Annotated in this window: 23 protein-coding genes; 15 read left to right on the plus strand and 8 right to left on the minus strand. The window is 59.2% G+C overall.

Features of this window, described 5'->3' with window-relative positions:
- Window positions 1–14 precede the first annotated feature (14 nt).
- The 3 genes from GIW04_RS04625 to GIW04_RS04635 are packed head-to-tail and all read right to left on the minus strand — an operon-like array spanning window position 15 to window position 3120.
- Window positions 15–836, minus strand: coding sequence for a M23 family metallopeptidase (locus GIW04_RS04625; RefSeq protein WP_120248563.1), 822 nt, complete (start codon window positions 834–836; stop codon window positions 15–17).
- A 3-nt stretch (window positions 837–839) separates the two neighbouring features.
- Window positions 840–2219 carry an exodeoxyribonuclease VII large subunit gene (gene xseA, locus GIW04_RS04630; RefSeq protein ID WP_003194002.1) on the minus strand — a complete coding sequence of 460 codons (1380 nt, stop codon included), beginning with the start codon at window positions 2217–2219 and terminating at the stop codon, window positions 840–842.
- A 10-nt stretch (window positions 2220–2229) separates the two neighbouring features.
- Entirely contained in the window at window positions 2230–3120 is an 891-nt protein-coding gene (locus GIW04_RS04635) for a LysR family transcriptional regulator (protein WP_120248564.1), read from the minus strand.
- A 101-nt stretch (window positions 3121–3221) separates the two neighbouring features.
- Between GIW04_RS04635 and GIW04_RS04640 the strand changes: the two genes are divergently transcribed.
- From GIW04_RS04640 to GIW04_RS04670, 7 genes are all read left to right on the plus strand, one after another.
- Window positions 3222–3989: a sulfite exporter TauE/SafE family protein gene (locus GIW04_RS04640; protein ID WP_003194000.1), complete on the plus strand. Its 768-nt coding sequence runs from the start codon at window positions 3222–3224 to the stop codon at window positions 3987–3989.
- 137 nt (window positions 3990–4126) lie between these two features.
- Window positions 4127–4675: a hypothetical protein gene (locus GIW04_RS04645; RefSeq protein WP_032895403.1), complete on the plus strand. Its 549-nt coding sequence runs from the start codon at window positions 4127–4129 to the stop codon at window positions 4673–4675.
- Window positions 4676–4893: 218 nt separating this feature from the next.
- Window positions 4894–6363 carry an IMP dehydrogenase gene (gene guaB / locus GIW04_RS04650; protein WP_003193998.1) on the plus strand — a complete coding sequence of 490 codons (1470 nt, stop codon included), beginning with the start codon at window positions 4894–4896 and terminating at the stop codon, window positions 6361–6363.
- A gap of 80 nt (window positions 6364–6443) precedes the next feature.
- Window positions 6444–8021 (plus strand): glutamine-hydrolyzing GMP synthase, encoded by a 1578-nt coding sequence (gene guaA, locus GIW04_RS04655; protein ID WP_003193997.1) that lies wholly within the window; start codon window positions 6444–6446, stop codon window positions 8019–8021.
- A 299-nt stretch (window positions 8022–8320) separates the two neighbouring features.
- On the plus strand, window positions 8321–9577 hold the full coding sequence (locus GIW04_RS04660) for a tyrosine-type recombinase/integrase (protein WP_236269786.1): 1257 nt from the start codon (window positions 8321–8323) through the stop codon (window positions 9575–9577).
- A 60-nt stretch (window positions 9578–9637) separates the two neighbouring features.
- Window positions 9638–9913, plus strand: coding sequence for a hypothetical protein (locus tag GIW04_RS04665; protein ID WP_236269785.1), 276 nt, complete (start codon window positions 9638–9640; stop codon window positions 9911–9913).
- A gap of 4 nt (window positions 9914–9917) precedes the next feature.
- Complete coding sequence (locus GIW04_RS04670) at window positions 9918–10442, plus strand: helix-turn-helix transcriptional regulator (protein ID WP_236269784.1); 525 nt, start codon at window positions 9918–9920, stop codon at window positions 10440–10442.
- A gap of 14 nt (window positions 10443–10456) precedes the next feature.
- On the opposite strand, the gene GIW04_RS04675 is transcribed toward GIW04_RS04670, so the two are convergent.
- The 3 genes from GIW04_RS04675 to GIW04_RS04685 form a co-directional block, all read right to left on the minus strand.
- Complete coding sequence (locus tag GIW04_RS04675) at window positions 10457–10828, minus strand: helix-turn-helix transcriptional regulator (protein WP_236269783.1); 372 nt, start codon at window positions 10826–10828, stop codon at window positions 10457–10459.
- Window positions 10829–11061: 233 nt separating this feature from the next.
- Window positions 11062–11853, minus strand: a complete 792-nt coding sequence (locus GIW04_RS04680; protein WP_236269782.1) for a hypothetical protein — start codon at window positions 11851–11853, stop codon at window positions 11062–11064.
- A gap of 6 nt (window positions 11854–11859) precedes the next feature.
- Window positions 11860–12762, minus strand: coding sequence for a WYL domain-containing protein (locus GIW04_RS04685; protein WP_236269781.1), 903 nt, complete (start codon window positions 12760–12762; stop codon window positions 11860–11862).
- Window positions 12763–12852: 90 nt separating this feature from the next.
- Here GIW04_RS04685 and GIW04_RS04690 point away from each other — a divergent pair, with 90 nt between their 5' ends.
- The 7 genes from GIW04_RS04690 (at window position 12853) to GIW04_RS04720 (ending at window position 23399) form a co-directional block, all read left to right on the plus strand.
- Window positions 12853–14046 carry a metallohydrolase gene (locus GIW04_RS04690; RefSeq protein ID WP_236269780.1) on the plus strand — a complete coding sequence of 398 codons (1194 nt, stop codon included), beginning with the start codon at window positions 12853–12855 and terminating at the stop codon, window positions 14044–14046.
- Window positions 14043–16298, plus strand: coding sequence for a Mov34/MPN/PAD-1 family protein (locus GIW04_RS04695; RefSeq protein ID WP_236269779.1), 2256 nt, complete (start codon window positions 14043–14045; stop codon window positions 16296–16298). Before GIW04_RS04690 ends, GIW04_RS04695 begins: the two co-directional genes overlap by 4 nt.
- A gap of 45 nt (window positions 16299–16343) precedes the next feature.
- Window positions 16344–17414 (plus strand): ComEC/Rec2 family competence protein, encoded by a 1071-nt coding sequence (locus GIW04_RS04700; protein ID WP_236269778.1) that lies wholly within the window; start codon window positions 16344–16346, stop codon window positions 17412–17414.
- Window positions 17415–17499: 85 nt separating this feature from the next.
- Complete coding sequence (locus tag GIW04_RS04705; protein ID WP_236269777.1) at window positions 17500–18825, plus strand: hypothetical protein; 1326 nt, start codon at window positions 17500–17502, stop codon at window positions 18823–18825.
- Window positions 18818–19567 (plus strand): chromosome partition protein MukE, encoded by a 750-nt coding sequence (locus GIW04_RS04710; protein ID WP_236301358.1) that lies wholly within the window; start codon window positions 18818–18820, stop codon window positions 19565–19567. The genes GIW04_RS04705 and GIW04_RS04710 overlap by 8 nt, the downstream gene beginning before the upstream one ends.
- Before the next feature lie 2 nt (window positions 19568–19569).
- Window positions 19570–22494, plus strand: a complete 2925-nt coding sequence (locus tag GIW04_RS04715) for a hypothetical protein (protein WP_236269775.1) — start codon at window positions 19570–19572, stop codon at window positions 22492–22494.
- Window positions 22491–23399, plus strand: a complete 909-nt coding sequence (locus GIW04_RS04720; protein WP_236269774.1) for a hypothetical protein — start codon at window positions 22491–22493, stop codon at window positions 23397–23399. The genes GIW04_RS04715 and GIW04_RS04720 overlap by 4 nt, the downstream gene beginning before the upstream one ends.
- Before the next feature lie 85 nt (window positions 23400–23484).
- On the opposite strand, the gene GIW04_RS04725 is transcribed toward GIW04_RS04720, so the two are convergent.
- The gene (locus tag GIW04_RS04725) at window positions 23485–24081 is read right to left on the minus strand and encodes a hypothetical protein (RefSeq protein ID WP_023446519.1); all 597 of its coding nucleotides are present in this window, start codon (window positions 24079–24081) and stop codon (window positions 23485–23487) included.
- A gap of 615 nt (window positions 24082–24696) precedes the next feature.
- Here GIW04_RS04725 and radC point away from each other — a divergent pair.
- On the plus strand, window positions 24697–25206 hold the full coding sequence (radC, locus tag GIW04_RS04730; RefSeq protein WP_023446518.1) for a RadC family protein: 510 nt from the start codon (window positions 24697–24699) through the stop codon (window positions 25204–25206).
- A gap of 56 nt (window positions 25207–25262) precedes the next feature.
- Here the strand turns inward: radC and GIW04_RS04735 are convergent, their stop codons facing one another.
- On the minus strand, window positions 25263–26072 hold the full coding sequence (locus GIW04_RS04735; protein WP_023446517.1) for a hypothetical protein: 810 nt from the start codon (window positions 26070–26072) through the stop codon (window positions 25263–25265).
- Window positions 26073–26170 lie beyond the last annotated feature (98 nt).

The raw sequence follows: 26170 nt of genomic DNA on the forward strand, positions 1-26170 counted from the left end.
CACGGCCACGGTATTCAGGGTTGAAACGCGCCGATAAAAATCGCCGGATCTACCCGCGCATCGTTCAGGCTGACGTTCCAGTGCATATGCGGCCCAGTGGCCCGGCCTGTCGAGCCTACTTTGCCGACTACCGCACCGCGCACCAGTTGCTGACCCACCCTCACATCGATCTTCGACATATGGCAGAACATGCTGATAAAACCCTGGCCATGGTCGACAAACACGGTATTGCCGTTGAAGAAGTAATTGCCGACCAGAATCACCTTGCCATTGGCGGGTGTCTTGATCGGTGTGCCGGCCGGTACGGCGAAGTCCAGGCCCGAGTGCGGGTTGCGCTCTTCGCCGTTGAAGAAGCGTCGCACCCCGAACTTGCTCGACAGCGGCCCGTTCACCGGTTTATCCAGCACCAGATTGCTCGGCAAATTCGGGCTGAAGCTGCGGTAAGCCTTGAGCTGCACTGCCAATTCGCCTTCGATGCGCTTGAGCTGGGCCGGGTCGGGGTTGACCTGGCTTTTGTTCTTCAAGGTGATGCGTTGTTCCGGATACTTCTTGTAGCCGACGATAAACGGCAGGTTGCGCCGCTCGCTGCTGATGCGCTCGTTGCCAGGCTTGACCGTCAACGGGATGCCGACAATCGCCAGCCAGTTGTCCCGCTCCTTGACCACCAGCACCGGCTTGCCCTGGTAGGTGGCTTTCGGCGCTGTGGCCGAAGGGCCTAGTTCGACGACGGCCACGCCGCCAGGCACCGGTTTGTTCAGGGTTCGCGTGATGTAGCTGTCGGCGTGGGCGTTAAACGTGAGGCACAACAGCATCAACAGGCTCAGTAGGCGTGGCATCGATCAATCCAATAATGAAAGGGTGACGGGTGTCAGGTGGTTGTCTTCCACCCGCACTTGCAATTGGCCTTCACCCAGGCGCGCGGTGAGGCGCTGGCCGGTGTGGGTTTGTGCGGCGTTGCGAATCGCCTGGCCGCGCTCGTCCAACAGGATGCTGTAGCCACGGCCCAGGGTCGCCAGCGGGCTGACCACCTGCAACGTCTGCACCTGGCTCTGCAGTTGCAGGCGCCGCGCCTTGAGACCTTCGCGCATGGCGCGGGGCAGGCGTTCGGCGAGGCTGTCCAGGCGCTGGCGCAAGAGGGCCAGTTGACGGCCAGGATGCTGGCCGGCGAGGCGGGTTTCCAGGCGGATCAAGCGCTCGCGACGGGTATTGAGGCTGCGCTCAAACGCACGGCGCAAGCGCATGTCCAGGTCATCCAGGCGCTGGGCCTGTTGGCGCAAGCGCTCACCAGGGTGACGCAAGCGGCGGGCCATGCCTTCCAGGCGCAGGCGGCTGTGGCTCAGGCGGTTGCGCATCAGCATCACCAGGCGGCGCTGCAAATTTTCTACTTGGCGCACCAGATGGCTGGCGTCTGGGGCCAGCAACTCGGCGGCGGCGGAGGGGGTAGGGGCGCGCACGTCCGCCACGAAGTCACTGATGGATACATCGGTTTCATGGCCGACGGCACTGACGATGGGGGTAACACAGGCATCTATTGCGCGAGCCACCGCCTCTTCGTTGAAACACCAGAGGTCTTCCAGGGAGCCACCGCCACGGGCCAGGATCAGCGCGTCGAAACCGCGTGCGTCGGCGAGTTTCAGCGCCCGCACAATCTGCGCGATTGCTTCGCGGCCTTGCACGGCGGTAGGGATCAGGGTCAGTTCAACGTTCGGCGCACGGCGGCGGAACACGCTGATGATGTCGCGAATCACCGCACCGGTCGGCGAACTGATAATGCCAATGCGCCGAGGATGCACCGGCAGCGCCACTTTGCGTTCGGCACTGAACAGGCCTTCGGCGCTGAGCTTTTCCTTCAGTGCATCGAAGGCTAGGCGCAGCGCACCATCACCGGCCGGCTCCACGGTGTCGAGGATCAGTTGGTAATCGCCACGGCCCTCGAACAACGAGACCTTGCCACGCACCTTCACCGCCAGGCCGTCTTTCAGTGCCTGGCGTACCCGCGCCGCGTTATTGCGAAACAGCGCGCAACGCACCTGGGCGCCACTGTCCTTGAGCGTGAAATACACATGACCGGAAGCCGGGCGGGCGAGGTTGGAGATCTCGCCTTCCACCCAGATATTGGTGAATACGTCTTCCAGCAACACCCGCGCACGGCCGTTGAGTTGGCTGACAGTCAGGACTTCGCGGTCCAGGCCCAAGCGGGCAAAAGGATCTTTAATCATGGGCGGCAGTTTATAGGCATTCGTGCAGGGTTTGACAGAATTGCTCCACCAACGCGTTTGGCGCTTGCGCGCAGGCCAGCGCTACGGTGCTGTGGCAGTCCGGGTCGGCCAGGGGTAAAAAGTGCAGGTTGGCGGGGGCGATGTCCTGCATGGATTTTGGTAACAAGGCAATACCGAAACCAGCCTGGATCAGTTGCAACTGCGTGGTCTTGCGCGACATCACCCGCGCCGCCTTGGGGAAAAAACCTGCACGCATGCACAATTCGGCCGACAGATAACTCAGCCCGCCGCGCTGAGGATGGGGGATCGAGATAAACGCTTGGTCCTTGAGTTGCGCCAACTCCACCGCTGCGTCGCTGCGTGCCAACGGGTGACCTGTCGGCACCGCCAGCGCCAACGGCTCGGTGTACAACGGCACCACGCGCACGCCTTCGCGCTGGCGCAACACCGGCAACCGCAGCAGGCCGACGTCCAGTCGCCCCTCGGCGATTTCCTCCAGTTGGGCTTCGGAGGAGAGCTTGACGATATCCATCGACACACCCGGACAGCGCTCCAGCCACGTGCTGATGCCTTGCAGTAGCGCGCCGCTCATCGGCACGGTACTCGAGTGGCTCAGGCGCAGAGTGCCGAGTTGGCCCTGGCCCACTTGCGTCGCCAGGTCGCTGGCCTTGAGCAACTCACTCAGCAGGTTGCGCGCCCGTGGGTAAAAGGCTTCGCCGGCGGCCGTCAGCCGTGGCTGGCGTGCAGTGCGTTCGAACAGCGGGGTTTGCAGTTGTGATTCCAGCTCCTTGATCTGCCGGCTCAACGCCGATTGCGCCACGAACAGGCGTTCGGCCGCGGCACTGAAGCTACCGCTGTCGGCGATTTCGACGAAATAACGCAGTTGGCGAGTGGAGATCACAAGTCATGCCTTTTTGAGATGGGTAGCGAGCTTTGAAGATATTAGTCGCAACACTCCTCGATGGCTAAAGTGAGTGGCATCTGAAATAGAAGGAATAAGTCATGAGCCCGGTTGAGCTGATGAGCCAGTGGTCGTTCGGCGGTGTTGATTGGCTGGTGATCGGCCTGGGTGTGGCGGTGGCTTACATCGTGTTCGGCATTGCCGGGTTTGGCACCGCGCTGGTGGCGGGGCCGATCCTGATTCTATTCATGCCGCTGTCGAAGATCATCCCGTTGCTGGTGCTTCTGGACTTTGTCGCGGCGTTTGGTGGCCTGCTGCAAACGCGGCGCGATGTGAACAAGCCAGAACTGTTGCGGTTGCTGCCCTGCATGGCCATCGGCTGCACCCTGGGGGTGGTGTTTTTGCTCAACCTGCATTCGGACCTGCTGCTGTTGTTGATGGGGCTGTTTATCAGCGCCTACGCGATTTACAGCCTGGCGGTGAAAGCACGGCCCAGTCAGCTGGCGGCGGGGTGGTCGATTCCCATGGGCACTGTGGGTGGCCTGTTTGGTGCGCTATTTGGCAGTGGCGGCTTTTTATATGCGATCTATCTGAATAGCCGTTTGCCCAAGGACGCAGCGCGGGCTACGCAAAGTGCGCTGATCAGTTGCAGCACGGTTGTGCGTTTGAGTCTGTTCCTGATTGCCGGGGTTTATGCAGATTGGCCGTTATTGATGTTGGCGGTTTGCCTGTTGCCAGCGATGGCCCTGGGGCTGTGGTGTGGGCGCAGGCTGACGATGCGGCTGTCTCGTGAGGCGTTCGTGCGGTTGGTGACCTGGTTGGTATTGGCCAGTGGTATTGCGTTGATCGGGCGGTATGTGAGTACTTGACCTGATTTTTTCAGGGATTAAGCTGCCGTCCTCCCGGGCGTCATCGCGGGCAAGCCCGGCTCCCACACTGGAATGCGATCAACTGTGGGAGCCGGGCTTGCCCGCGATGGCGCCAGTAGCCACACCGCAGGACTCCCATGAATTCCCAAAGCATCCTTGTCCCGAAAATCTCCACCTTGCCCGTCCACGAACCCCGCGCCCGGGCGATTGTGCGCTGGCTGGTGCGCAAGAACATCATCAAGGAAGAGCTCACCACTTGCGGCCGCACCGGCAACCGCATGGGCTACGCCCTGGCCGATGGCGCCCGCGCCGTGGTGCTGCATCCCGAGGCGTTGCCGTTCAACGAGCCGGTCAATGGCTTGGAGATCATCTATAAGCGTTGCATCTATACCCCGGCCAAGGGCTTTCTCGAGGAGGCCGGTTGCCCGGAGTGCCTGAAGGAGGTCGGAGAAGCGCTGTTCGAAAGCCTGGAAGACTGGATGCCCGGCCACACCGATAACTTCACCTGCCCGCTGTGTGGGCATGAAGACGATATCAATGGCTTCCTGTTTCTGCAGGAATGCGGTTTTTCCAACCTGGGCTTTATCTTCAACAATTGGGCAGAGGCGGGCTTCAAGCAGAGCTTTATCGACGAGTTTGCCGACTGGTTGGACCAGAAGATTGCCTGGGTCAAAGTTGAGCTGTAGGAGCGAGCTTGCTCGCGAAAATCGTCAACGATAACGGGGTGAGTCTGATTTAACGCGGTGCCTTTGCCTCCTTCGCGAGCAAGCTCGCTCCTACAGAAAAAGCTGCGGGTTTTCTCCATCTATCACTATTACCAAGTTTGTCAGAGTTTTACATTGAGCCCGGCAGGGTGCATGTATATAATGGCGCGCTTCCATTTTCCCGCTCGGGAGCCCCCGCGATGCTGCGTATCAGCCAAGAAGCTCTGACATTCGACGACATTCTCCTAGTGCCCGGTTATTCCGAGGTGCTTCCTAACGAAGTCAGTCTCAAGACCCGCCTAACCCGTGGCATCGAGCTGAATATTCCCCTGGTTTCCGCTGCCATGGACACCGTCACCGAAGCCCGTCTGGCCATTGCCATGGCTCAGGAAGGCGGCATCGGCATCATCCACAAGAACATGACCATCGAGCAGCAAGCTGCCGAAGTGCGCAAGGTCAAGCGTTACGAAGCCGGTGTGGTGAAAGATCCGATCACCATCGAAGCTGACGCCACCGTGCGTGATCTGTTCGAACTCACTCGCATGCACAACATCTCCGGCGTCCCGGTGCTGCACGATGGCGACCTGGTCGGCATCGTCACTTCCCGTGACGTGCGTTTCGAGAACCGCCTTGAAGTGACCGTCCGCGAAGTGATGACGCCTAAAGAGCGCCTCGTCACCGTCAAGGAAGGCGCCGACAAGAACGATGTGCGCGAACTGCTGCACAAGCACCGCATCGAGCGCGTGCTGATCGTCGACGACAAATTCGCCCTCAAAGGCATGATGACCGTCAACGACATCGAAAAAGCCAAGGCTTACCCGCTGGCCAGCAAGGATGACCAAGGTCGTCTGCGCGTTGGCGCTGCGGTTGGTACCGGTAAAGACACCGGTGACCGCGTCTCGGCCCTGGTTGCTGCCGGTGTTGACGTGGTAGTGGTCGACACCGCCCACGGCCACTCCAAAGGCGTGATCGACCGCGTGCGTTGGGTCAAGCAGAACTTCCCTGACGTACAGGTGATCGGCGGCAACATCGCCACCGGCGCTGCCGCCAAGGCTTTGGCCGAAGCTGGCGCCGATGCAGTCAAGGTCGGTATCGGCCCAGGTTCCATCTGCACCACGCGCATCGTTGCCGGTGTGGGCGTGCCGCAAATCAGCGCCATCGCCAACGTCGCCGCTGCCCTTGAAGGCACGGGCGTACCGTTGATCGCCGACGGTGGCATCCGGTTCTCCGGTGACCTGTCCAAGGCCATCGTTGCCGGTGCCTCCTGCGTGATGATGGGCTCGATGTTCGCCGGTACCGAAGAAGCGCCAGGTGAGATCGAACTGTTCCAGGGCCGTTCGTACAAGGCTTACCGTGGCATGGGTTCGCTGGGCGCCATGTCCCAGGCGCAAGGCTCTTCCGACCGTTACTTCCAAGACTCTTCGGCAGGCGCCGAGAAGCTCGTACCGGAAGGTATCGAAGGCCGTGTGCCGTACAAAGGCACCCTGAGCGCGATCATTCACCAACTGATGGGCGGCCTGCGTTCCTCGATGGGTTACACCGGCAGCGCCAACATCGAAGAAATGCGCACCAAGCCAGAGTTCGTGCGGATCACCGGCGCCGGCATGGCTGAATCCCATGTCCACGACGTGCAGATCACCAAGGAAGCGCCAAACTACCGTGTAGGTTGAGCCTTCCAGCAAAATGTTAAGTAACCGGGGCTGTTCTTCAGCCCCGAGTTGTTTCTGATTCATTAGACGAGACTGACTTCATGGCCCTCGACATTCACGCCCACCGCATCCTGATCCTCGACTTCGGTTCCCAGTACACCCAACTGATCGCCCGCCGCGTGCGTGAAATCGGCGTGTACTGCGAACTGCACCCGTTCGACATGGACGATGAAGCGATCCGCGAATTCGCACCCAAAGGCGTCATTCTCGCCGGTGGCCCCGAGTCCGTTCACGAAGCCAACAGCCCGCGCTGCCCGCAAGCGGTATTCGACCTGGGCGTGCCGGTATTTGGCATCTGCTACGGCATGCAGACCATGGCCGAGCAACTGGGCGGCAAGGTTGAAGGTTCCGAGCTGCGTGAATTCGGTTATGCCCGTGTGGACGTGGTTGGCAAGAGCCGCCTGCTGGACGGCATCGAAGACCACATCGACGCCGACGGCCTGTTCGGCCTCGACGTATGGATGAGCCACGGTGACAAGGTCACCAAAATGCCGGAAGACTTCCACATCCTGGCCAGCACCCCGAGCTGCCCGATCGCTGGCATGTTCAGCGACGAGCGTCGCTACTACGGCGTGCAGTTCCACCCGGAAGTGACTCACACCAAGCAAGGCGGGCGCATCCTGTCGCGCTTCATCCTCGACATCTGCGAGTGTGAAGCCCTGTGGACCCCGTCTAAAATCGCTGAAGACGCCATCGCCCAAGTGCGCGCCCAGGTCGGTACCGACAACGTGCTGCTCGGCCTGTCCGGCGGCGTTGACTCCTCGGTTGTGGCGGCCTTGCTGCACAAGGCCATCGGCGACCAGCTGACCTGCGTATTTGTCGACAACGGCCTGCTGCGCCTGCACGAAGGTGAGCAAGTGATGGCCATGTTCGCCGAGAACATGGGCGTCAAGGTGATCCGCGCCAACGCTGAGGACCAGTTCCTCAACAACCTGGCCGGCGAGTCCGACCCGGAGAAGAAGCGCAAGATCATCGGTCGTACCTTCATCGACGTATTCGATGCCGAGTCCACCAAACTGGACAACATCAAGTACCTCGCCCAGGGCACCATCTACCCCGACGTGATCGAGTCGGCCGGCGCCAAGAGCGGCAAGGCCCACGTGATCAAGTCCCACCACAACGTGGGTGGCCTGCCTGAGGAAATGAACCTCAAGCTGGTAGAACCGCTGCGCGAGCTGTTCAAGGACGAAGTCCGCCGTCTGGGCCTGGAACTGGGCCTGCCGTACGACATGGTCTACCGCCACCCATTCCCAGGCCCGGGCCTGGGCGTGCGTATCCTCGGTGAAGTGAAAAAGGAATACGCCGACCTGCTGCGTCGTGCCGACCACATCTTCATCGAAGAACTGCGCAAGGCCGACTGGTACCACAAGGTCAGCCAGGCGTTCGTGGTGTTCCAGCCGGTGAAATCGGTTGGCGTTGTAGGCGATGGCCGTCGTTACGCATGGGTTGTTGCGCTGCGTGCCGTAGAGACCATCGACTTCATGACGGCGCGTTGGGCTCACCTGCCTTACGAACTGCTGGAGACGGTCAGCGGCCGGATTATCAATGAGATCGAAGGTATTTCGCGCGTTACTTATGACGTGTCGAGCAAGCCGCCGGCGACGATTGAGTGGGAGTGAAATCAGGTCCTTCGGGGACTATCGGTACCTATCGATAAGATGCTGTAACGTGTTGATTTGAAAGAAAACACGTCACGGTATCTATCGGTGACTATCGCCAGGCAGCAGAATGGTTTGGCGGTAGCGGTGACGGTAGGAACCGGAGGTCGGATTAAGACCCTCCCGTTTACTATCGAGACCAAACCGGTCTTTGACGGTAAATCTCTCCTTGGGAAAGCTTCTGTTACGCGGCTTTCCCGGCATCAACAGGTCTCCTGACCCTTGACGGTAAAGCCGTCATGAACAGGAGAAAAACCTCGATGCTTACCGACACCGCACTGCGCAATCTCAAACCCAAGGCCAAGCCGTACAAGGCTTCCGACCGCGATGGCATGTACGTGACGGTATCGCCTAGCGGTACCGTCACCTTTCGCTACGATTACCGTCTCAATGGACGCAGGGAAACGCTGACCATTGGGCGGTATGGCCCAGTGGGCATTTCGTTGGCCATGGCTCGCGAAAAGTTGCTCGATGCCAAGCGCATGGTCGCCCAGGGAAACTCACCCTCCCTGGAGAAGCAGAGGGCCAAGCGACGCCTGACAGCCGCCAAGACGTTCGGCGAGATGCTGAAGAGCTGGCTGGCCGATACGCGCATGGCCGACAGTACGCGGGCAATGCGCAAGAGCATCATCGACCGCGACATTCTGCCGGTCTTCGAGAACCGGCTCCTGACCGAAGTCACTCCTGACGACCTGCGGGCACTCTGTGCCAAGGTAAAAGCTCGCGGTGCCCCGGCCACGGCCGTCCACATTCGTGACATCGTGAAGCAGGTGTATGCGTTCGCGGCCCTGCATGGGGAGAAAATCGACAATCCGGCCAACGATGTGAAGGCGGCCTCGATTGCCACCTTTGTGCCGAAGGACCGAGCGTTGACTCCGACGGAGATACGCCTGGCTTTCCATCAGTTGGAATCCATCGCGGCGTACCCCACCATCAGGCTGGCCTTGCGACTGGTGCTGCTGACCCTGGTGCGCAAGAGCGAGTTAATCGAGGCGACCTGGGATGAGGTGGACTTTGAAAGCGCCACCTGGACGATCTCAAAGCAACGGATGAAGGGGCGTAATCCGCATGTGGTCTACCTATCACGCCAGTGCCTAGACATTTTCGTGGCACTGCACACCTGTGCTGGTGGCTCCAAGTTCGTGCTGCCATCGCGCTATGAGATTTATCGCTGCATGTCGCACGCAACGTTGAACCGGATCACGCAACTTATCGCATCGCGTGCCAAGGAGGCTGGACTGCCGTTGGAGCCATTCACGGTTCACGACTTGCGCCGGACGGGCTCTACGTTGCTTAACGAAGTAGGCTTCAATGGCGACTGGATCGAGAAGTGCCTGGCGCACGAGGATGGACGTTCTTCGCGATCGGTCTACAACAAGGCCGAGTACGCCAAGCAGCGGCGCCACATGCTGCAGGAGTGGGCGGATATGGTCGATGCCTGGATCGATGGTCGCACTCATGTGCCGAAACTGCTGCCGGACAATGTGGTCGTGCCGGTGCTGAGTGCTGCGGTTTAAAGGAATGGCAAGGTTGTCAGTTGACAACCTTGCTTGTTATGCCAATACTGGAGATCACTGATGGCCCGTCCCTCTCATCCGAAGAAAGAGGTCGAGGAAGTACTGAGGTACGCCGAAGAGCAGGGCTGGCGCGTGGAAGTAGGTGGAAGCCATGCCTGGGGGCGGATCTACTGCCCTTACAACGATGAGAAGTGTCGCTGCGGCGAGTTCTGCATCACCAGCGTATGGAGCACGCCGAAGAGCCCTGGCAATCACGCACGCGCCTTGGGGCGTGTCGTGGACAACTGCACCACGCACCGTAAGCAGCAAGAAGCCGCGGACGGTGCTGAGGAGTAATACGATGGAATATACCTTTACTCTGAAGTACCAACTTGCCGACGATGATCGTGACCCGGATGCGCTGGTCGAGCGCCTTGGAGAGGCCGGTTGCGATGATTCTTTGGTCGGCATCGGCCAGCCGGGGCGGTTGGCGCTGGAGTTCACCCGCGAAGCGGACAGCGCAGATGCGGCTGTGCGCAGCGCACTGGCTGACGTGCGCAGAGCCGTACCGTCGGCCAAATTGATCGAGGTAGCCCCGGATTTGGTCGGTCTGACCGACGTGGCGGAGATGGTCGGCGTGTCGCGGCAGAACATGCGCAAGCTCATGCTGGCCCACCCAAGCAGCTTCCCAGCACCTGTGCATGAGGGCAGTGCGTCGATCTGGCACCTAGCGGACGTATTGGCCTGGCTGCAGGCCAAGGGCAGCTACGAGCTGGCCAGGGAGGTTCAGGACGTGGCGCGCGTGGCTTTGCAGGTTAACGTGGCCAAGGAAGGTCGACGATTATCGCGCTCGACTTCCGGGGAGTTGGAAGCCCTTGTTGGTTGAGGCCGTCACTGGCCTCATTCTTGGTCTGCGCCCGCCCGAACAGGGCGGGTTTTTCTTAGGCGGACATCCGGCCTGCTGATGTTCGTGCGAGGGGCCTGCTTGCGTTCCTCAATCCACGCTTCGACCTCGGCCAAGTCCCACACTACGCAACGCGGTGTCAGGTTGAAGCGCCGGGGGAACTCTCCACGGCGTTCCATTTCGTAGATCGTCGTTTCGGACAGGGGGATGATCTGTCTCAGCTCTTGCCGCCGAATGGTGCGCCGGAAGGGTAGGGGGCTGCGTTTCGGAAACTGCGGCAGTGCCTCGTAGGCATCCGTGCCAGGCATCGGAAGAGACAGGGCGGTCTCGGAGATTGAAGCACCGGGCGTAGGCGATAGATGTTCCATCTCGGACTCCATGAGTCTGGCTGGATGGGGGTATCGTGCGATTCAGTGCTTATCGGGACAACCAGCTGCGGCGTACAGGGGCAGGCTTGGTGCGATTATTGGCTGCTTGATATCTTTCAGTGATGTTATTTCATCGCTGATGTCGTGGCAGCTCTCCAGTTAGTTCGATCCAGCTCCCTTATCCCCGCAGCCCAACCGGCTGCACGTGAAGAGTGCAGTCGGAGGGTGGGGTGTCATTCTGTAGGTGTCGATTTTGGCGCTTTCTTTCGTGATGCTGAAGAAGTCAGTGACGGTAAACACTCAAATAGGCGTTCCGCATACACGAATCCCATACGTCTGACGGCACTCTGATCGAAATACAGCAGCCAGGCCGCAAGTAGCGCCATCGAAATAAGTAACGTCAAGCCAGCGGCGAGCCCCGGGTCGGCAAAGTGTACGGGGAAAAAATGGGGAGGCGTTATCTGCAGAACCTTTGCAATCAGCAATCCGTAGAGGACTCCCAAGAGGCTCGACACGATGCCGACGGGCTTCATTGCCAGCATATTGCGGTGAAATCCGTAGGCAATATTCTCTTTCAGCAGAAGTTGCTTATTGGTGCGCGTGAGTTCGCGAAGTCGCTTGGTTGCTCCAATGTAGGTATCGTCTGCTTTGTCAGGGTTCGCTGATTCTTCTTCTGCCGTTGGTATATCAATACCCAGTTTGGTAGTGATCGCGGAGTGGTACCTCTGCTTGCTGACATTATCGAGAAAATTGTCGCGATGCCGCAGAGCTATGGTTGTAGGCATGCCTCCCCATTTTTTAACTAAAAGCTCTTCAAGCTTTTTGCCGCGCCCGCGTGCCACGCTCGCAAGCGCGTAAATGGCACCGCAGCCGCCAAGTAAACCGATAACACCTGTGAGCACAGGGTGCTTTGCTCCGTATACGCATATCAAAGGGACGAGCAATGGCAATGCCACGAGAAGACCTGGAACTACGCGAGCCTTGCGCTCGTACGGGTCTTTAACTAGTTCGAAAATTGTTGTCATGGGATGTCAGGCCTGAGCTGTCAAAGCATCGATGTAGGGTTGGATTTCATCGCGATTTCTCAGCGTGATCTGTTGCGCGAGAGGATCTGGCGCTTCCTTGGTATGCAAGCCCAAACGCCTTAGCGTGTAGTACAGAAACGCTTGACGACAGGGCAGTTTGACCTGCCCGTCTTCCATGCCGTAGTCCAGTTCCAAGACTCGTTTCTTGGCTGCAGGCAAATCGGGATGCGGCGCAAGCGCTAGCGTCAACACGGTGTGCCAATGCGCATCCTGGCTGGAGTCCACATGGCTCGGCTCGAAATCTTCGATGCGCAAAATTCGGGCGAGAACAAAATCGCTAAAGCGCTGACGCTTGTGGCAATACGCGCGCACATGCCAGCGGAAACCGTCATTACCAAGAGCGTGCGGCGAAAGTAACCGGATTGATTCGTCCAGAGACGTCATGGACTGGTAGCTCACTCGAATAGCTTCCTGCTGCCGAATGGCTCGGACCACTGCTTCTACGGTCTGCTCATTGATCGTGCGCCAGGGGGAAGGTGCCCAATCGGTCTCGGGCGCTGAGCCGATAAAGGTGGCTCTCGGTTCGACAATTCCCATCTTGGTCGCCAGCAGTTCCGCTAGATAGCGTTGCGCCGAGCTTCGTTGGTAAAGCGGCTGAAAATGCAGAGTGGCTGTGTAGGTCTTGGAGCTGCGGTCATAAGTCAGATTGCTCGGTGCCAACTCAGTGTATTTGGCAATGTCCAGTGATGCCTGAGGAACCGATATGCCAAAGTGCTCGGTGAGATCCATCCGATTGATGCGCCGCTCCCAGCGCAGACGAAAATCGATGAACTGGAGTCTGCTCTCCAAACCCCAGCTTAAGCCCTTGGACTCAGAGGGTTCGGCAGTAGTAATCGAGGTTTCTTTCATGGTGACCGCCTAAAAAGTAGACGGATATAAATAATATCCGTACATTAAATATACGCGACTACTCCTTAGGTCGTCTACCTGGAGACCCAGATGCCCACAACCATCACGTTTTTCCCCGTAGACAACGGGGATATGGCCCTTATCAAGTTCGGCGATATCGACGTAACCACCCTCCTGATCGACGCAAACATCAGGCAGGATGCCGACGACCCTGATGGGGAGGCGCGCGATGTCGCCAAGGATCTGCGCGACCGTTTGAAGAGGGATGAAAACGGTAGGCCTTATGTCGATGCGTTCTTGCTGAGCCACCCAGACCAAGACCATTGCCGAGGCCTGACTCGGCACTTCCACCTGGGGCCGCTGGACACGTACCCAGATGACAAGCAGGACGACAAGGACAAAAAGATCGTGATCCGCGAGATGTGGTCGTCCCCGATCGTGTTTCGACGCGCCAGCAAGACGCACACATTGAGCGACGACGCCAAGGCATTCAACACGGAGGCGCGTCGGCGGGTACAGCTGAACCGCGACAAGAATTTTGCCGTCGGGAACGGTGACCGTATTCAGATCATGGGCGAGGACATCGACGGAAAGACTGATGATCTCACTCCGATTGTGCGGAGGGTGGACACGCGCTTCTCGACGATCAATGGCAAGAGTTCCGCATTCTTCTCCGCGTTTCTTCTGGCGCCCCTGGATGCCCAGGACGACGAAGAAGAGGAAGAGTGCCTGGTCAAGAATCAGTCGAGCGTGATCCTGAACATCACATTGGCTGCTGATGCGCAGACGCCAGATGGTGCGAAATTCCTTACTGGCGGCGATGCTGAGGTATTCATCTGGAACCGCCAGTGGCAGCGGCACAAGACCGAAACCGATGTGCTTGAGTACGACATCATGCAGGCACCGCATCACTGTTCCTGGCATTCGCTGTCCTATGACAGCTGGTCCGACTACGGCGAGAAGGCCAAACTCGACGCCGACGCTCGTAAGGCGCTTTCGCAGACGCGTGACGGTGCTGTCATCGTCGCCAGTTGTAAGCCGATTGCAGACGACGCCAGTGATCCGCCCTGCATCCGTGCAAAGCGAGAGTACGTAGCAATCGTGGACGAAGCAAAAGGCGAGTTTTACTGCACGGGCGAATACCCGAGCGAAAAATCTGTCGAGCCTCTAGTGTTTACCGTCACCGCTCAGGGTGTGCAGCCTCCCTCGAAGAAGGAGGCTGGATCGAAGGCCGCAGCCGTGATCACCTCAGCGCGCACTCCCATGCCGCACGGTGCATCATGACGGACAGCATCGCGGACGCACTGCATCAACTTCAGCGGCATCGAGGCCTTGTCCGCGTTAAGGAGCCAAGGATAAGCGGGGAATCGACGCAGATTGAAGTCGATGTTGCTGTTGAGCTGCCGAGCCGGTCTCGGCGCAATGGCGTATCCGAGACCGGCGTGCGCTCGGTCGAGACATGCGTTCTGGTATTCGGCAGTGACTGGCCCCTATCCGCGCCCAAGCCTTTCTTGCGTACGGACTTCCCGCTCAAGTTGCCACACATCAACCCCCACCGCGAAGGTGAGCTGGTCTCACCTTGCCTGTTCGAGGGATCTTTGGACGAGCTACTGCATCGATTTGGCCTGGATGCCATTGTCGATCAGTTGATTGATTGGCTGCATAAAGCCGCAGCCGGGACTCTGCTGGACCTGGAGCATGGGTGGGAGCCGACGCGTCGAGACAGTTGCCCTTCAACCGTTGTGTTTAGCGCTGAGAAGGTCGCGGCCGCGGCTCCCTCTGACGGCACTATTTTGGTGGTCCCCGCCGGATACGTGACGATTGATGGCGGGCTATACGCCATCGTCAATGCCGAGCTGACCGCACAGGTCGATCCTGTGTTTTCCCAAGATGTTCACAACGACAAGTTGAGTAAATGGGGAAATGGCCATGCCGCGGTCTTCATTGCGCGAGCCCCAATGGTCGGCGGCCACCCGCATGTGGTCGGCCACTACCAACCCGAGACGGTTGTCGATCTCGCGACGTTGTTCGATCGAGCAGCGGAACTGGGTATTGATCGCGACGCTTTGGCCCAAGGCCTGGACGGCTACTACGGACGTTCGATCTTGGATATGCGGCAAGACTCGCGTGCCTGGACGCATGGCTTGTACGCGATTGTAATTCTGACTGTACAGCGGCCTGCGTCGCTTGTTGGCTCTCCAGGGAGAAGTGTCGAGGTATTGCCCTACGTGGTGCGCTATGAGCTCAACGCTCAATCGCTCCTGGATCGAAATGCCACGGTTCACCCGGCCTTTCACGCGCATGCGTTATCTCCCGAACTGCTGGCAAGGACGTCCGGCATTCCAGCGGCGACCACATCGCAGCCGCTGGTCATGCTCGGCTGCGGAAGCGTAGGGTCGAAAATCGCGATGCACCTGGGGCGAGCCGGTTTCGGCTCAATGGTTTTCGTCGACAACGAATCCATGTCGCCTCACAACGCAGCACGGCATGCACTCATTGAGAGGGCATCAGTGCTGGTTCCACCTCGGAAGGTGGCTCTGATGAAGACGGCCTTTGAGGAGCTGTCGCATCTTCAAGCGCGCGCGTTCGACGCCGACGCAGTGACCCTCCTGGTCGATTCGGCACAGTTCGCCACAACCGTTCCGCAGGATGCAGCGCTCATCGTGGACGCAACGGCTTCACTTCAGGTGCTGGCCGCAGAAACAAAATCGACAGCGCTGGATCAATCACCTGCCCGGCTGGTACGGATCGCGATGTATGGTCAGGGCCGCTGTGTTGCAGTTTTGCTCGAAGGATCTGGTCGCGCCGGTCGGGTTGATGACCTCACGGCATTCTTGTTCGAGTGCTGCCGATTTGTGCCGGAACTGCGTGCGTCGATTGCCGGTGATACATCCGAGCCGACGCGTATTTTTGTGGGTGACAACTGCCGCTCACTGACCATGCCAATGTCTGATGCCGTCGTTTCGCGGTCTGCTTCACTTGCTGGGCTACAACTGGAACGCTGGCTCGTTGACGGGCTTCCGGAGGAAGCGACGCTTTGCGCTGGGATCTCGGATGCCGAAGGCCTCGGCATAGCATGGACCCGCGCCAGTCTTGGCACCACCACTGTGCTCGATGTAGCGGACGATGGTGGCTGGAACATTCGGATTCTGCACACGGTCGCGCAAGCGATCCATGCTGATGCGCTGCGCTGGGGCGCGTTGGAAACAGGCGGCGCCTTGGTCGGCCGCATCTCGTTTGAAAATCGAACCATCATCATTGCGGGGCTTGTTGAGGCACCGCCAGACAGCGTTCGAGAGGCCGCACGCTTCGTTTTGGGCACCGATGGGCTTGTTCAAAGTTTGCGTACTGCGAATTCGGCCTCTTTGGGATATCTCGCCTTTATCGGCACTTGGCACAGCCATCCGAAAGGCGGCGCTCATTCGGGTATAGACCGACATACGTTACGCGGCATCGCCGAGGATGCTGGTGGCCTTCCTGCTGTGTCGTTGGTATGGACTCCGACAGGACTCACATGTGCGGTGGATCGCTGGTAGGTGGAAAACCACCGGCACTTCGTTGGTATTAGGCAAGAGGGATGTATGGCTGACTACTTTGAGATCGATTTTCTTGGCGTCGAAACAGCGAAGAGCGGGGATGCGATCACGCTGCGCTACTCGGTAAATGGCACCGAAGGTATACATGTGGTTGACGGTGGTTATCTGGATACCGGGGATCAGATCGTTGAGCACCTGAAAACCTACTACGGCACAACAGTTATCGATCACGTGATCCTCACGCATCCGGATCGCGATCACGCCAATGGGCTTCGAAAAGTCTTGGAACAATGCTCGGTCAGGAATCTCTGGATTAATAGGCCGTGGATATATGCAGAGCAATTGATAGATCGCTTCGAGGCCTATGAGTCGGTGGAAGCGCTGAGGCGGAAATTACGTTCTGTCTACGATGCCACTGCAGCTCTTGAGGATATTGCGGTTGAGAAGGGAATCCCCATTCATGCCCCGCTTCAGGGGCAGAGCATCGGCCCCTTCACGGTGATGGCACCGACGCTTGGTCGCTACATGGACTTAATCGTGGATTCCACGAAGACACCTGAAGCTGTTGAAGAAGGTGCCATGGATAGTGCTCTGAGTAGCATTTTTCGGGCAGTTAAGGCTGCGACCTCCTACATCAAATCCTTGTGGGGCGACGAGTATTTTCCGTCTGCGCCAACTAGTCGTGAAAATGAAATGAGTGTAGTGCAGTCGGCTGTCCTGAATGGCCATCGCGTCATGCTTACTGGCGACGCCGGGCGTGAAGCGCTACAAGAGGTGATTGACTACGCACCTTTTGCGGGATTTACGTTGCCCGGCATTCGGTATTTTCAGGTGCCGCATCATGGCGGGCGACACAATGTTTCGACTGAGATTCTGGATCAGTTGGTTGGCCCAAGGTTGGACAGCATGCCAGACAAACATACCTGGAATGCCATATGCAGCTCTGCCAAGGCGGATGAGGATCATCCACGGAAGTCGGTGATCCGCGCTGTACTGCACCGGGGAGGGCATTGGGCAGCAACCGAAAGCCAGAACATACGCATCGGGGCAGGCATTACCCGTGATGGATGGGTATCAATTCCCCAAGCAGCGTATCCCGAAGAGCAAGAAAGTTGAGTCTAGTAGAGGGGCGGCCCTGCTTTTCAGGCTCCAGAGCATGGGCAGTCTATGTCCCATTTATCTGTAATAGGCCTGAGGCTCAATGAAACCACGGTCATTCATTCGCGCCCTTGGTGACTGCTGGGACATCGTAAGTACCATCTGGTCTCGCTACGAAACCCGCACCCTGACCGAGCGCGAACTGCTGCATATCGTACGGCCGTTCATTGTCGGCACCGACCAGCCTGAGCAGGTGGCAGTCAAGCGCATGGTCGATATCGGCATCCTTTCGGAGTTCTCCCGCGGTGGGCGGGGCTATTCGCTGAACCTGCAGATCGTGCCCTTTGTGCAGTTTTTGCTCGATGAGCAGAGTCTGGGCTTGATCGAGGAGATCAGCGCTAACGCCAACAGGCTCGAGGGGCACCTTGAAGAGCTGGCTGCGGCCCTGCTCAGCGGTCGGCGCACGGGCTTTTTTGCCAAGTCCCAGGAGATGCAGTCGCGCTTTCAGACGTTGCGCCGCATGGTTGAATCTAATAGACGTGCTATCTACGCGCTGGTGGACAAGGCCAAGCGCTCGGATCAGAGCCAGCCGCTGGCCGAGCGCTATGAGCAGGTGATCAAGGCCTGGGACGAGTACGTGACACCGGCGCTGCAGATGAAGAGCATGGGTGGGCCGTTCGATCTTTCGCTCATGCGCATCAAACGCACCCTGCAGGAGTGGCAGCAGGACCCGGCGCTGCACCTGCTGAGCATGGATGATGCCCGCTACGAAATAGACAGCATCCTGTTTCGCATGCTCGATTTTCGCGAGAGCCTCAATCATTCGATCGAGAACATGGCGAGCCATCTGGCGCCGCTTGTGCGCCAGGCGCAGATCAATGCGCGCATCGCCCAGGGAGCGGCGCTGGGACTTCAGGACCTTGGCCACCACAGCAGCCAATTGACGCGCAGTGACACTCTGGCCTTGCCGCCGCGCAAGCGACGCGTCCACAAGCCTGACCAGGATTCGCTGCAGGCCTGGTGGGCGCAGCTCAAGGAGCTGCAGTCGATTGCCCCCGACGCGATCCTCGTGCGCGCCCCCTCGGCCGCGGCGCTCGAGGCCCGCGAGCGCCGGGAGATATCCCCGCAGATGCTCAGCTGGCTGAAGCAGCAGCAGCCTGTCGAGGATGTTGTCGCAAAGCTGATGGCTCAGTACCCCAATGCCCGGCCCGACTCGGTGCTGCGCGTGCTGACCCGGCTGACGATGGAAGATAAGACTGCACCTTTCATCCAGCGCCACGACGACATGCAGCACTACCAATTCGAGGAACTCGAAATCCGCATGAACCGGCGCTCATACAATGCCGAACCGGCCCCGCGGCGACCGGCCCCGATCGCCTTCTACAGACATTACGAACCCTTGCCTACCCGGGAGCCCGCCGATGGATGATCTGCCTCAGGCCGAATCTGCCGAGGGTCTCGAGCTGTCGCTCGAAGATCGCGTGCGCGATGCCAGACACTATGCCCAGCGCCTAGATCGCGAACTCAGCCTGTTCCCCCGGGTTGTCGAAGCGCTCGAGGCGGGGCGCTTTATCAGCAGCACTGACCGGATCAAGGAATATCGCGAGCTGTCGCGCTTTCAGGACACCTACGAGGTGTTGTTGCGCATGATGGGGCATGAGCTGCGACATCACACCACAGGGTTCTACTACCTGCAGCCGCGCGAGATGAGCCAGGCCCAGCTGCCCCAGCGCGAGCGCATGGCAGCAGCGGCGATCTTCTCCTTGATCGAACACTTTTGCGACAAGGGCCTTCCGATCGAATCGATGATCACCCATGAAGAACCGATCATCCTCGACGACCTGGGAGCGATGTTCAACCAGTACCACGACCGGCTCACCCGTCTTGGACTGGGCAGTGTGGAGTCGTTCATCGACAACGGTATTCGCCGGCTGGTCGACGTCGGGGTGATGAATGAACGCCGTCTCTCCCAAGACAAGGTCGCCTACACCCTGGGCCTGCCGGCCTACTTCTACCTCGACATCTGCCGGCGCCTGGCTGACCAGCATCAGCAACAGCTCGAGGCCAAAGAGCGTGGGGAAGACTATTCCTACAGCGACCGCTCAGTGGACGAGCTGGCAGACGACTTTCTGAATACCCAACCCGACGAAGACGACGAGACCCCGGAGTAACGATGCGCAGCAAAGCACTCAAGACCCGCTGGGGCGTGCGCCATTACGCCATGGTCAACTCCGGCAACCACATCATGTCGGTCTTCCCCATGGACGGGCCACTGAGCATCTGCGGACACAACAACTTGGGCAAGACCCAGGCGCTGCAAAGCATGCAGTTTCTCTTCTTCACCCACCTAGCACACATGCACTTCGGCGCCCACCAGGCCAACACCAGCCGCGCGTTCTTCTTTCCCAGCGACCACAGCTACCTACTGATGGAGGTACTGACCCCCGACGGCGTGTTCATCGTCGGTGCTCACGGCAAGGGACCTACCGCCGGCAACGAATATGAACTGTTCGTGGCTAAAGGTGAGCTGGACATGGGTGACTTCGTCGACCCGATCAACCGCATACGCCCCTACAAGGAGCTGTTCCGCCACTGGTACGAACAGGGCATCGAGGTGCGCAACCTGACCCGCGAACAGATGCGCCAAATGCTCTACGGAGAGAGCGGGCGGGTCAAAGGCGGTGACTGGGACGTGACCATGGTGCCGCTGGCCAACGCCAACGAAAGGCGCTACCAGGTGTTCCGCCAGATCTATCGCAACCTGCTCACTCAGCCGCTACTCAAGAGCCGCGAGATCAAGGAACTCATCCTCAACGTCTTCAGTGAAAAACTGAGCAATGCCAATTTGAACTTCCTAGAGGTCCGCGAGCGCGCCTTCCAGCGCTTTCGTCTTGCCGAGCGGGAAGTCGAGCGCCTGGGGTACCGTCGCGAGGACATCCTGGCCCTAGGCAAGGAATACGACGAATACACCGAACTTTCGCAAGAAGGTGGCTGGCTGGTGCGCGAGCTGCGGGTAAACCTGACCCTGGCGGTGGAGCGGACACCGCTATGCATCGAGCAGCTCAACGCGCTGCACAAGGGAGAAATCGAAAAGCGCGCCAAGCTCAACGAACAGCTTAATAGCCGCATGCAAGAGCGCGACCGGACGGTCGAGCAGCGCATCACCTTGGCCGGCAGGCTGACCCGCCTCGACGAGTTGCGCGAGCGCAATGCGATGACCTGCCGCGAGGCGGTCGAGAAGTCGATTCGAACACTGACAGCCCAGCACGCCACGCTCAGCGATCAGTTGCGCCAGGCTGACATCTACGATGTGGCAACCGTCAGCAGCAGGCTGCGCCACACTGAACATGAAATTCGCAAGCTCAACAAGCGGCTGGAGCAGATCCGCAATGGCGACGGACTGTTGGATACCCAGGGCTTTGTCGATGCGGAAAAGGCCGAGCTGTCGCGGCTGCTTCGCAGCGACATGTTCAGCCTTGAGGCTACAGCGCTGACCGAAATCCGCCCGGGCAGTTTCAACCATTGGGTACGCACCCAACTCATGTCGAAGGAGGGGCTGCTAAATTTACAGGGTTTCGAGCTCGACCTGACCGATCTGCCTCCAATGGATTTTCATAGCGATGACCCGGCGCAGCTGCAACAGTCGATCGCCATGTATCAAGAGGACCTGGCCAAGCTTCAGGGGCAACTCGAGGTTGCCCAGAACCAGGCGCTCAAGCGTACCGAATTGGATTCGCTGGCAAAGCAGCTGAGCAACCAGCAGGGCTACCTGCAGGAGCTGACCGAGCTCGAGGTCTTGGAAGCCACCGAGACCGCTGATCGTCAGGTGCTCGAGGGTGTGATGATGTGCCTCGCTCAGATCGACGAGTGGCTGCAAGGGCACCAGGAACGGATCGAGGGTGCCACCCGGGCCATCAACGTTATCGAGCAGAAGCTCAACGATGCCCTCGAGCAGGCCCGCCAGCTCAAGGACGTGCAGCAGCACCGCCAGATCCAGAACAGTCCCTTTATTCCTGCTGACGGGCCGGCCGAGGCCTTCGAACGCGATCTTACCGGGTACAACTTCGGTGACACGCTGAACCGGCTGGAGTGGATCAGCAACGCGCTCGACCGCATAGCCCTGACCATGAAGAACTACCAGCACTCGATCGTTGGCGACCTACCTGATCTTGCCCGACACGAGAGTCTGAGCGATCTGGTGCAGCACGCACGCGAGCGGTTGGAAACGCTGCCGCAAATGCGTGAGATGCTCAAGCGCTACCATCAGGAGGGCATTGCCCAGCTCTCGGGGGCTCTGCGCGATCTTTCTGAGAACTACGTGACGCTGGAACACGAGATTTCGCTATTCAACCGCCGGATCAATGCGCGCAAAGTCTCGAACCTTCGCGGCTTCAGGTTAGATCTGAAGAGGAACGAACCGATACTCGACGCCATCAATACCCTGTCCTCACACATCGCCCAGGCTGACGAAAACGAGACCGACCTGTTCGGCCAGCAAGGCGGGGGCGCATCCCAGACCGAGCTGGTGCGCGCCATGGATCGGCTGTCTCGTCTGGTTGAAGATGGTCGTGACGGTACCCTTGAACTCGGCGACCTATTCGACATCGGATTCACTGTGGAAGAGGTCAACGGCAAGGTCATCGTCTGCAACACACTCGACGAGCTGGCCTCTAATGGCTCGACCATGACGCTCAAGCCACTTTTGTACTTCTCGCTGATCCGTCACCTGACCGACCGCGGTGCCCGGGTCGAACCTTTCCTGCCGTTCTACCTGGACGAGATTGCTTCGGTTGACCCGAGCAACCAGCGCACTATCTTGGCATTCAGCGAGAACCTTGGTTTCACCCCTGTTTTTGCATCCGTCGACCCGACTACCACGGTGCGCTACTGCATCAATATCAGTGAGTGCATCAACACCGACAACCGTGTCTACGTGACCCAGGCGGACTGGCAGCACTTTGACCATCCCGAAGACGACAAGCCGGTGCAGGCTCCGCAGCAAAGCGAGAGAGACGAGAAGTACGAGGTAGACGTCGGGCAGTTCGGTGATAGCCTGCAGGTGGAGACCACGAAGGCTGACACGGTAGCGCAGCCATGAATCGGTCGAGAGAGCTGGAAATACTCGAGCGGTTGCGCAAAGGACCTGTCCCTGTACGCAGTTGGCCGAAGGCACTCGAAGCGGTGCTCGATCAGCTCAGAGTCTCCGGCATCGTCACGGTGGGCCGTGTGCCCGGGCGCGTGTCGCCGCATGTGATCGTGCAGCACTCGGATTCGCTAGGACAGCGCATCGCCCGGCTGCAGCCGCCAACGGATCTGGACAGCTGTTCGGTGCGCGGCTTGAACATCATCAACGCCGGCTCGAGCAAGCGCGGGGGGCGACTGCCCTCGCTCATGATCAGCTGCAGCGCTGGCGAGGCTGTTACTTGGGTGGATGCGCAGGGCAATGCCCTGCAATGGGAATCGCCTTCCCCTGCGTTTCTGAAGCTGCTATGGCACGACGAGCGCAGGCCCGAAGCGACACCCAGACCGACCGGCCATGTGGTGTTAGTGGAAAACCGCGACACCTTGTTGCATCTGCCGGCACGCCTGCCGGCAGCATTGAGCGGCGCGCTGGTGGCCTATTACGAAGGCTGGCTGTCCGATCGGCTGCTGGCGCTGCTGGTTTGCTGGGAGGGCGCGAAGATCTGGCTGCTGCCTGACCTTGACCCGGTTGGCCTGGCCAATGCCCGGCGCATAGCCGAAGCCTTGCCCGACGCGGGTATGCTGGTACCGCTTCTGAGTCCCGAAATAGTCGATCAGTATGGAGACGAAACCATCTGGCGAGAGAACTTTGCCCTGGTCCCGGCGCTGCTCCCTTGGCTAGAGCGGCAGGATCCACCTCTGCGGGACCTGTTCGCCCTGCTCAAATGCAAGGGCAGAGGTGTTGAGCAGGAGTATTGTCTGGCAGTGCCCTCGACCGTACTGGAACCCGTCGAGCTAAGAAGAGGCCGATCGCCCGACTGACTCAATTGCAGTGGCTTATCCGGTTAGTCCGGTGCGATTCAGTAAGCTGTTTCAGCGGCTCCGAGGAGAGCCGCTGAAGTTTTATTTAATTTTCTTCGAGGTTATTTGCATAGAGGTCACCCATGGCCTCGTACTTTTCTTTGATGATATCAATGGGCGGATTCTTTGCCACAAGGTGCGTCTTGTTGAACAACGCTGGAAAGAACTCTCTGGCTAAGTCTGGTAGCACTATTGCGGTCGAAAACCACAAATGCTGCCAGGCTATGAGTTCTCTTTCCGTTTCGATAGCAAAAACGGGAGACGGCTGAAGTTTGCGGAGTTTTCGTGCTTGTTCCCGGCCATCAATTGGGCGCGGCACGCGAACTTCATTGCCTGTCTTATCCCAGCCTATCCAGTAGCTGTAATGACCAACTCCGCCCACAGGTAGGACAGTCAGTTGCACGTAAGCTTTGTTGCGGAGCGGCAAGCGCACTTGGCAAACCCGCTGCATCAGGCGCATTGTGCTTTTATGAAGGCGGTCTTTTGCGGGCTCGTTCTTCAAAGTGTCGAGCAGATGGTTCCAGTTTTGGTAGCCCAAGTGCTTTGCTTTGAGCTCCAGCTGACGACAGCGGGAAAGGTCGTCGGGCACGCTGTCCAGCTCCATGGCTCGAACCGCGTTAGTTACACATTCGAAATCGAACATCACAAATTTCCTCGACAAAATGCAGCCTTTAAAGCTTTCGCTTTGCTGAGCATGCTGCTTGCCGGGCTGGCCACAAGGGAAATATGGGCTTCGATTTGAGCTGGTTTTCCTCGAGGCAGCAAGGCGGAGACCAGAACCGTTTTCGATCCTAGCAGTGGCCTTATAACGGATCAATATCTTCGTGCTGCCTGTTCTTCTGGTAGACCGTGCCAATTGGACGAGTGTTCATCCTTCGCCGATGAGCTTTATCCCTTCATTCTGTTTGACTTGAAGTTGCGAGTTCGTGTGTTCGCTATTGGCTAGTGTGTCCCGGCGTTCCGCCGTCGGGCTCGCGGACTGCGCCCCACGCCTCGTGCCGAGTCGCGGCCATTCGGCTTTGATCCCTGACACCTCCGGCCCTTGTGGGCCTGCGCGCTCCGCTTGCCGATCCGTGGCGTGGGTGGAGTGGGGGCGGTCTTGCTGTTCCCTTCACCGTATCACGGCGTTCTCGCTGTCAAGGGCTGCGCGCGCGTTGCGCGCTGGCGTCCTGTGGCCGTCGTGGACCCCTGACAGCTTGCGCTGCGCCGTGCTGGCACCGGTTCCGGGCAATTCCGCCCGTGCAACCGGAGCACGACCATGTCGCAATTTTCCTTTTTCACGTTCGATTCCATGCTGCTGGTGCGTGACGCGCAGGGGCGCTACCTGCCCGCGTCTGTGGACGAGATCCTGAACGTGGCGCGCCAGGTGATCGACCAGAAATACCAGCGCGGGGCGCTGTTCACCGCGCCGGAGCTGGTCAAGGACTACCTGCGCACCAAACTGGTTGGATTCGAGCACGAGGTGTTCGCGGCACTGTTCCTCGACAGTCAGCATCGGCTGCTTGAATACGTGGAGTTGTTCCGTGGCACCATCGACCAGGCTTCGGTGTATCCGCGCGAAGTGGTGAAGGAGGCATTGCGAGTCAACGCAGCGGCGGTGATCTTCTCGCACAACCATCCGAGCGGAAATCCAGAGCCAAGCCAGGCGGACAAGGTGCTGACCCAGCGCCTCAAGGAGGCCCTGGCGCTGGTGGAGGTGCGCGCGCTGGATCACATCATCGTGGGCGGCGAGGACACTGTTTCATTCGCAGAGCAGGGATTGCTCTAGCTGCAGGGGGCTTCGGCCCCCTTTTTGCTGCACCGCCGAATGTGGCCAGAACAGCATCACATGTCGCCATTGCGCTCGCGCTGGCGAAGCCGTTTCACATAGGCGCTGTCCGCCAGCTCGTCCGGCACCAGGTCCAACGCGCAGTTCGCCAATGAGGCCAACGTACCATCGGTGAGCCGGAAGCCTTCGGGAAGCTGTCCATGGTGGTGCGCGCTGTTCTCCTCGATGGCGGCGAACAGTGTCTTGAAGAAGTCGGCCCGAGAGGGACGCGTCGCGGCCGTCGCAGCCAGGGTCAGCGGATCTGTGGCTTCCAGAGTGGCATTTTCTGCGTCCGTCGACACCGCGCGGACAAGCTGATCCAGCGAGGGCCAGTATTTCAGGTCGAACTGGCCGCAGAGGGTGTCCAGGCGTTCTTTCACGTAGGCATTGAACAGAGAGTGGTTCCCGGCTGCCGCCTCGATCACATCGCAGACGTGATAGTGGGTGTGGCTGCTGAAACCGGAGGTTTCATGCAGTCGGGAGCGCTGTTCCAGTAGCTGCGCCAAGTCTTCGGCTTTTCGCGCGATCTGACGGTTGGTTTCGACTAGTTCGTCCCGTTGGGTGCGGGACTTGGCGATCCTTTCCGGGCTCCAAAAAGCTGCGGTACTCAGCAAAAGGCCTAGAAATACCCTGAGTGCCGGTGGCTGCGGGGACAACTTTTCGTGCAGTTCGCCGTAGGCCTGTTTCATCTCGAGGCTGCGAGCGAGCAGGCGATCGATGACGGCATTCTCGCTACGCAGGATGTCGCGCTCGGTGTTGTAGCGCTTTTCGTCGATCAGGATGTTTTCGCAGGCTTGCTGCGGGCTGGTGGTCTGTACGGTGCGCATGTGTCGTCCCTTATGTTGAAGGTGCTTTGCAGCCTATTTGACCCAGGCGGGCGTGTCGGTACCCCAGGCCACATTGCTCGACCGGCTCTCAGGTACTT

The sequence above is a fragment of the Pseudomonas sp. PA-4-8C genome, assembly GCF_021606625.1.
Lineage (GTDB): Bacteria > Pseudomonadota > Gammaproteobacteria > Pseudomonadales > Pseudomonadaceae > Aquipseudomonas > Aquipseudomonas lactis.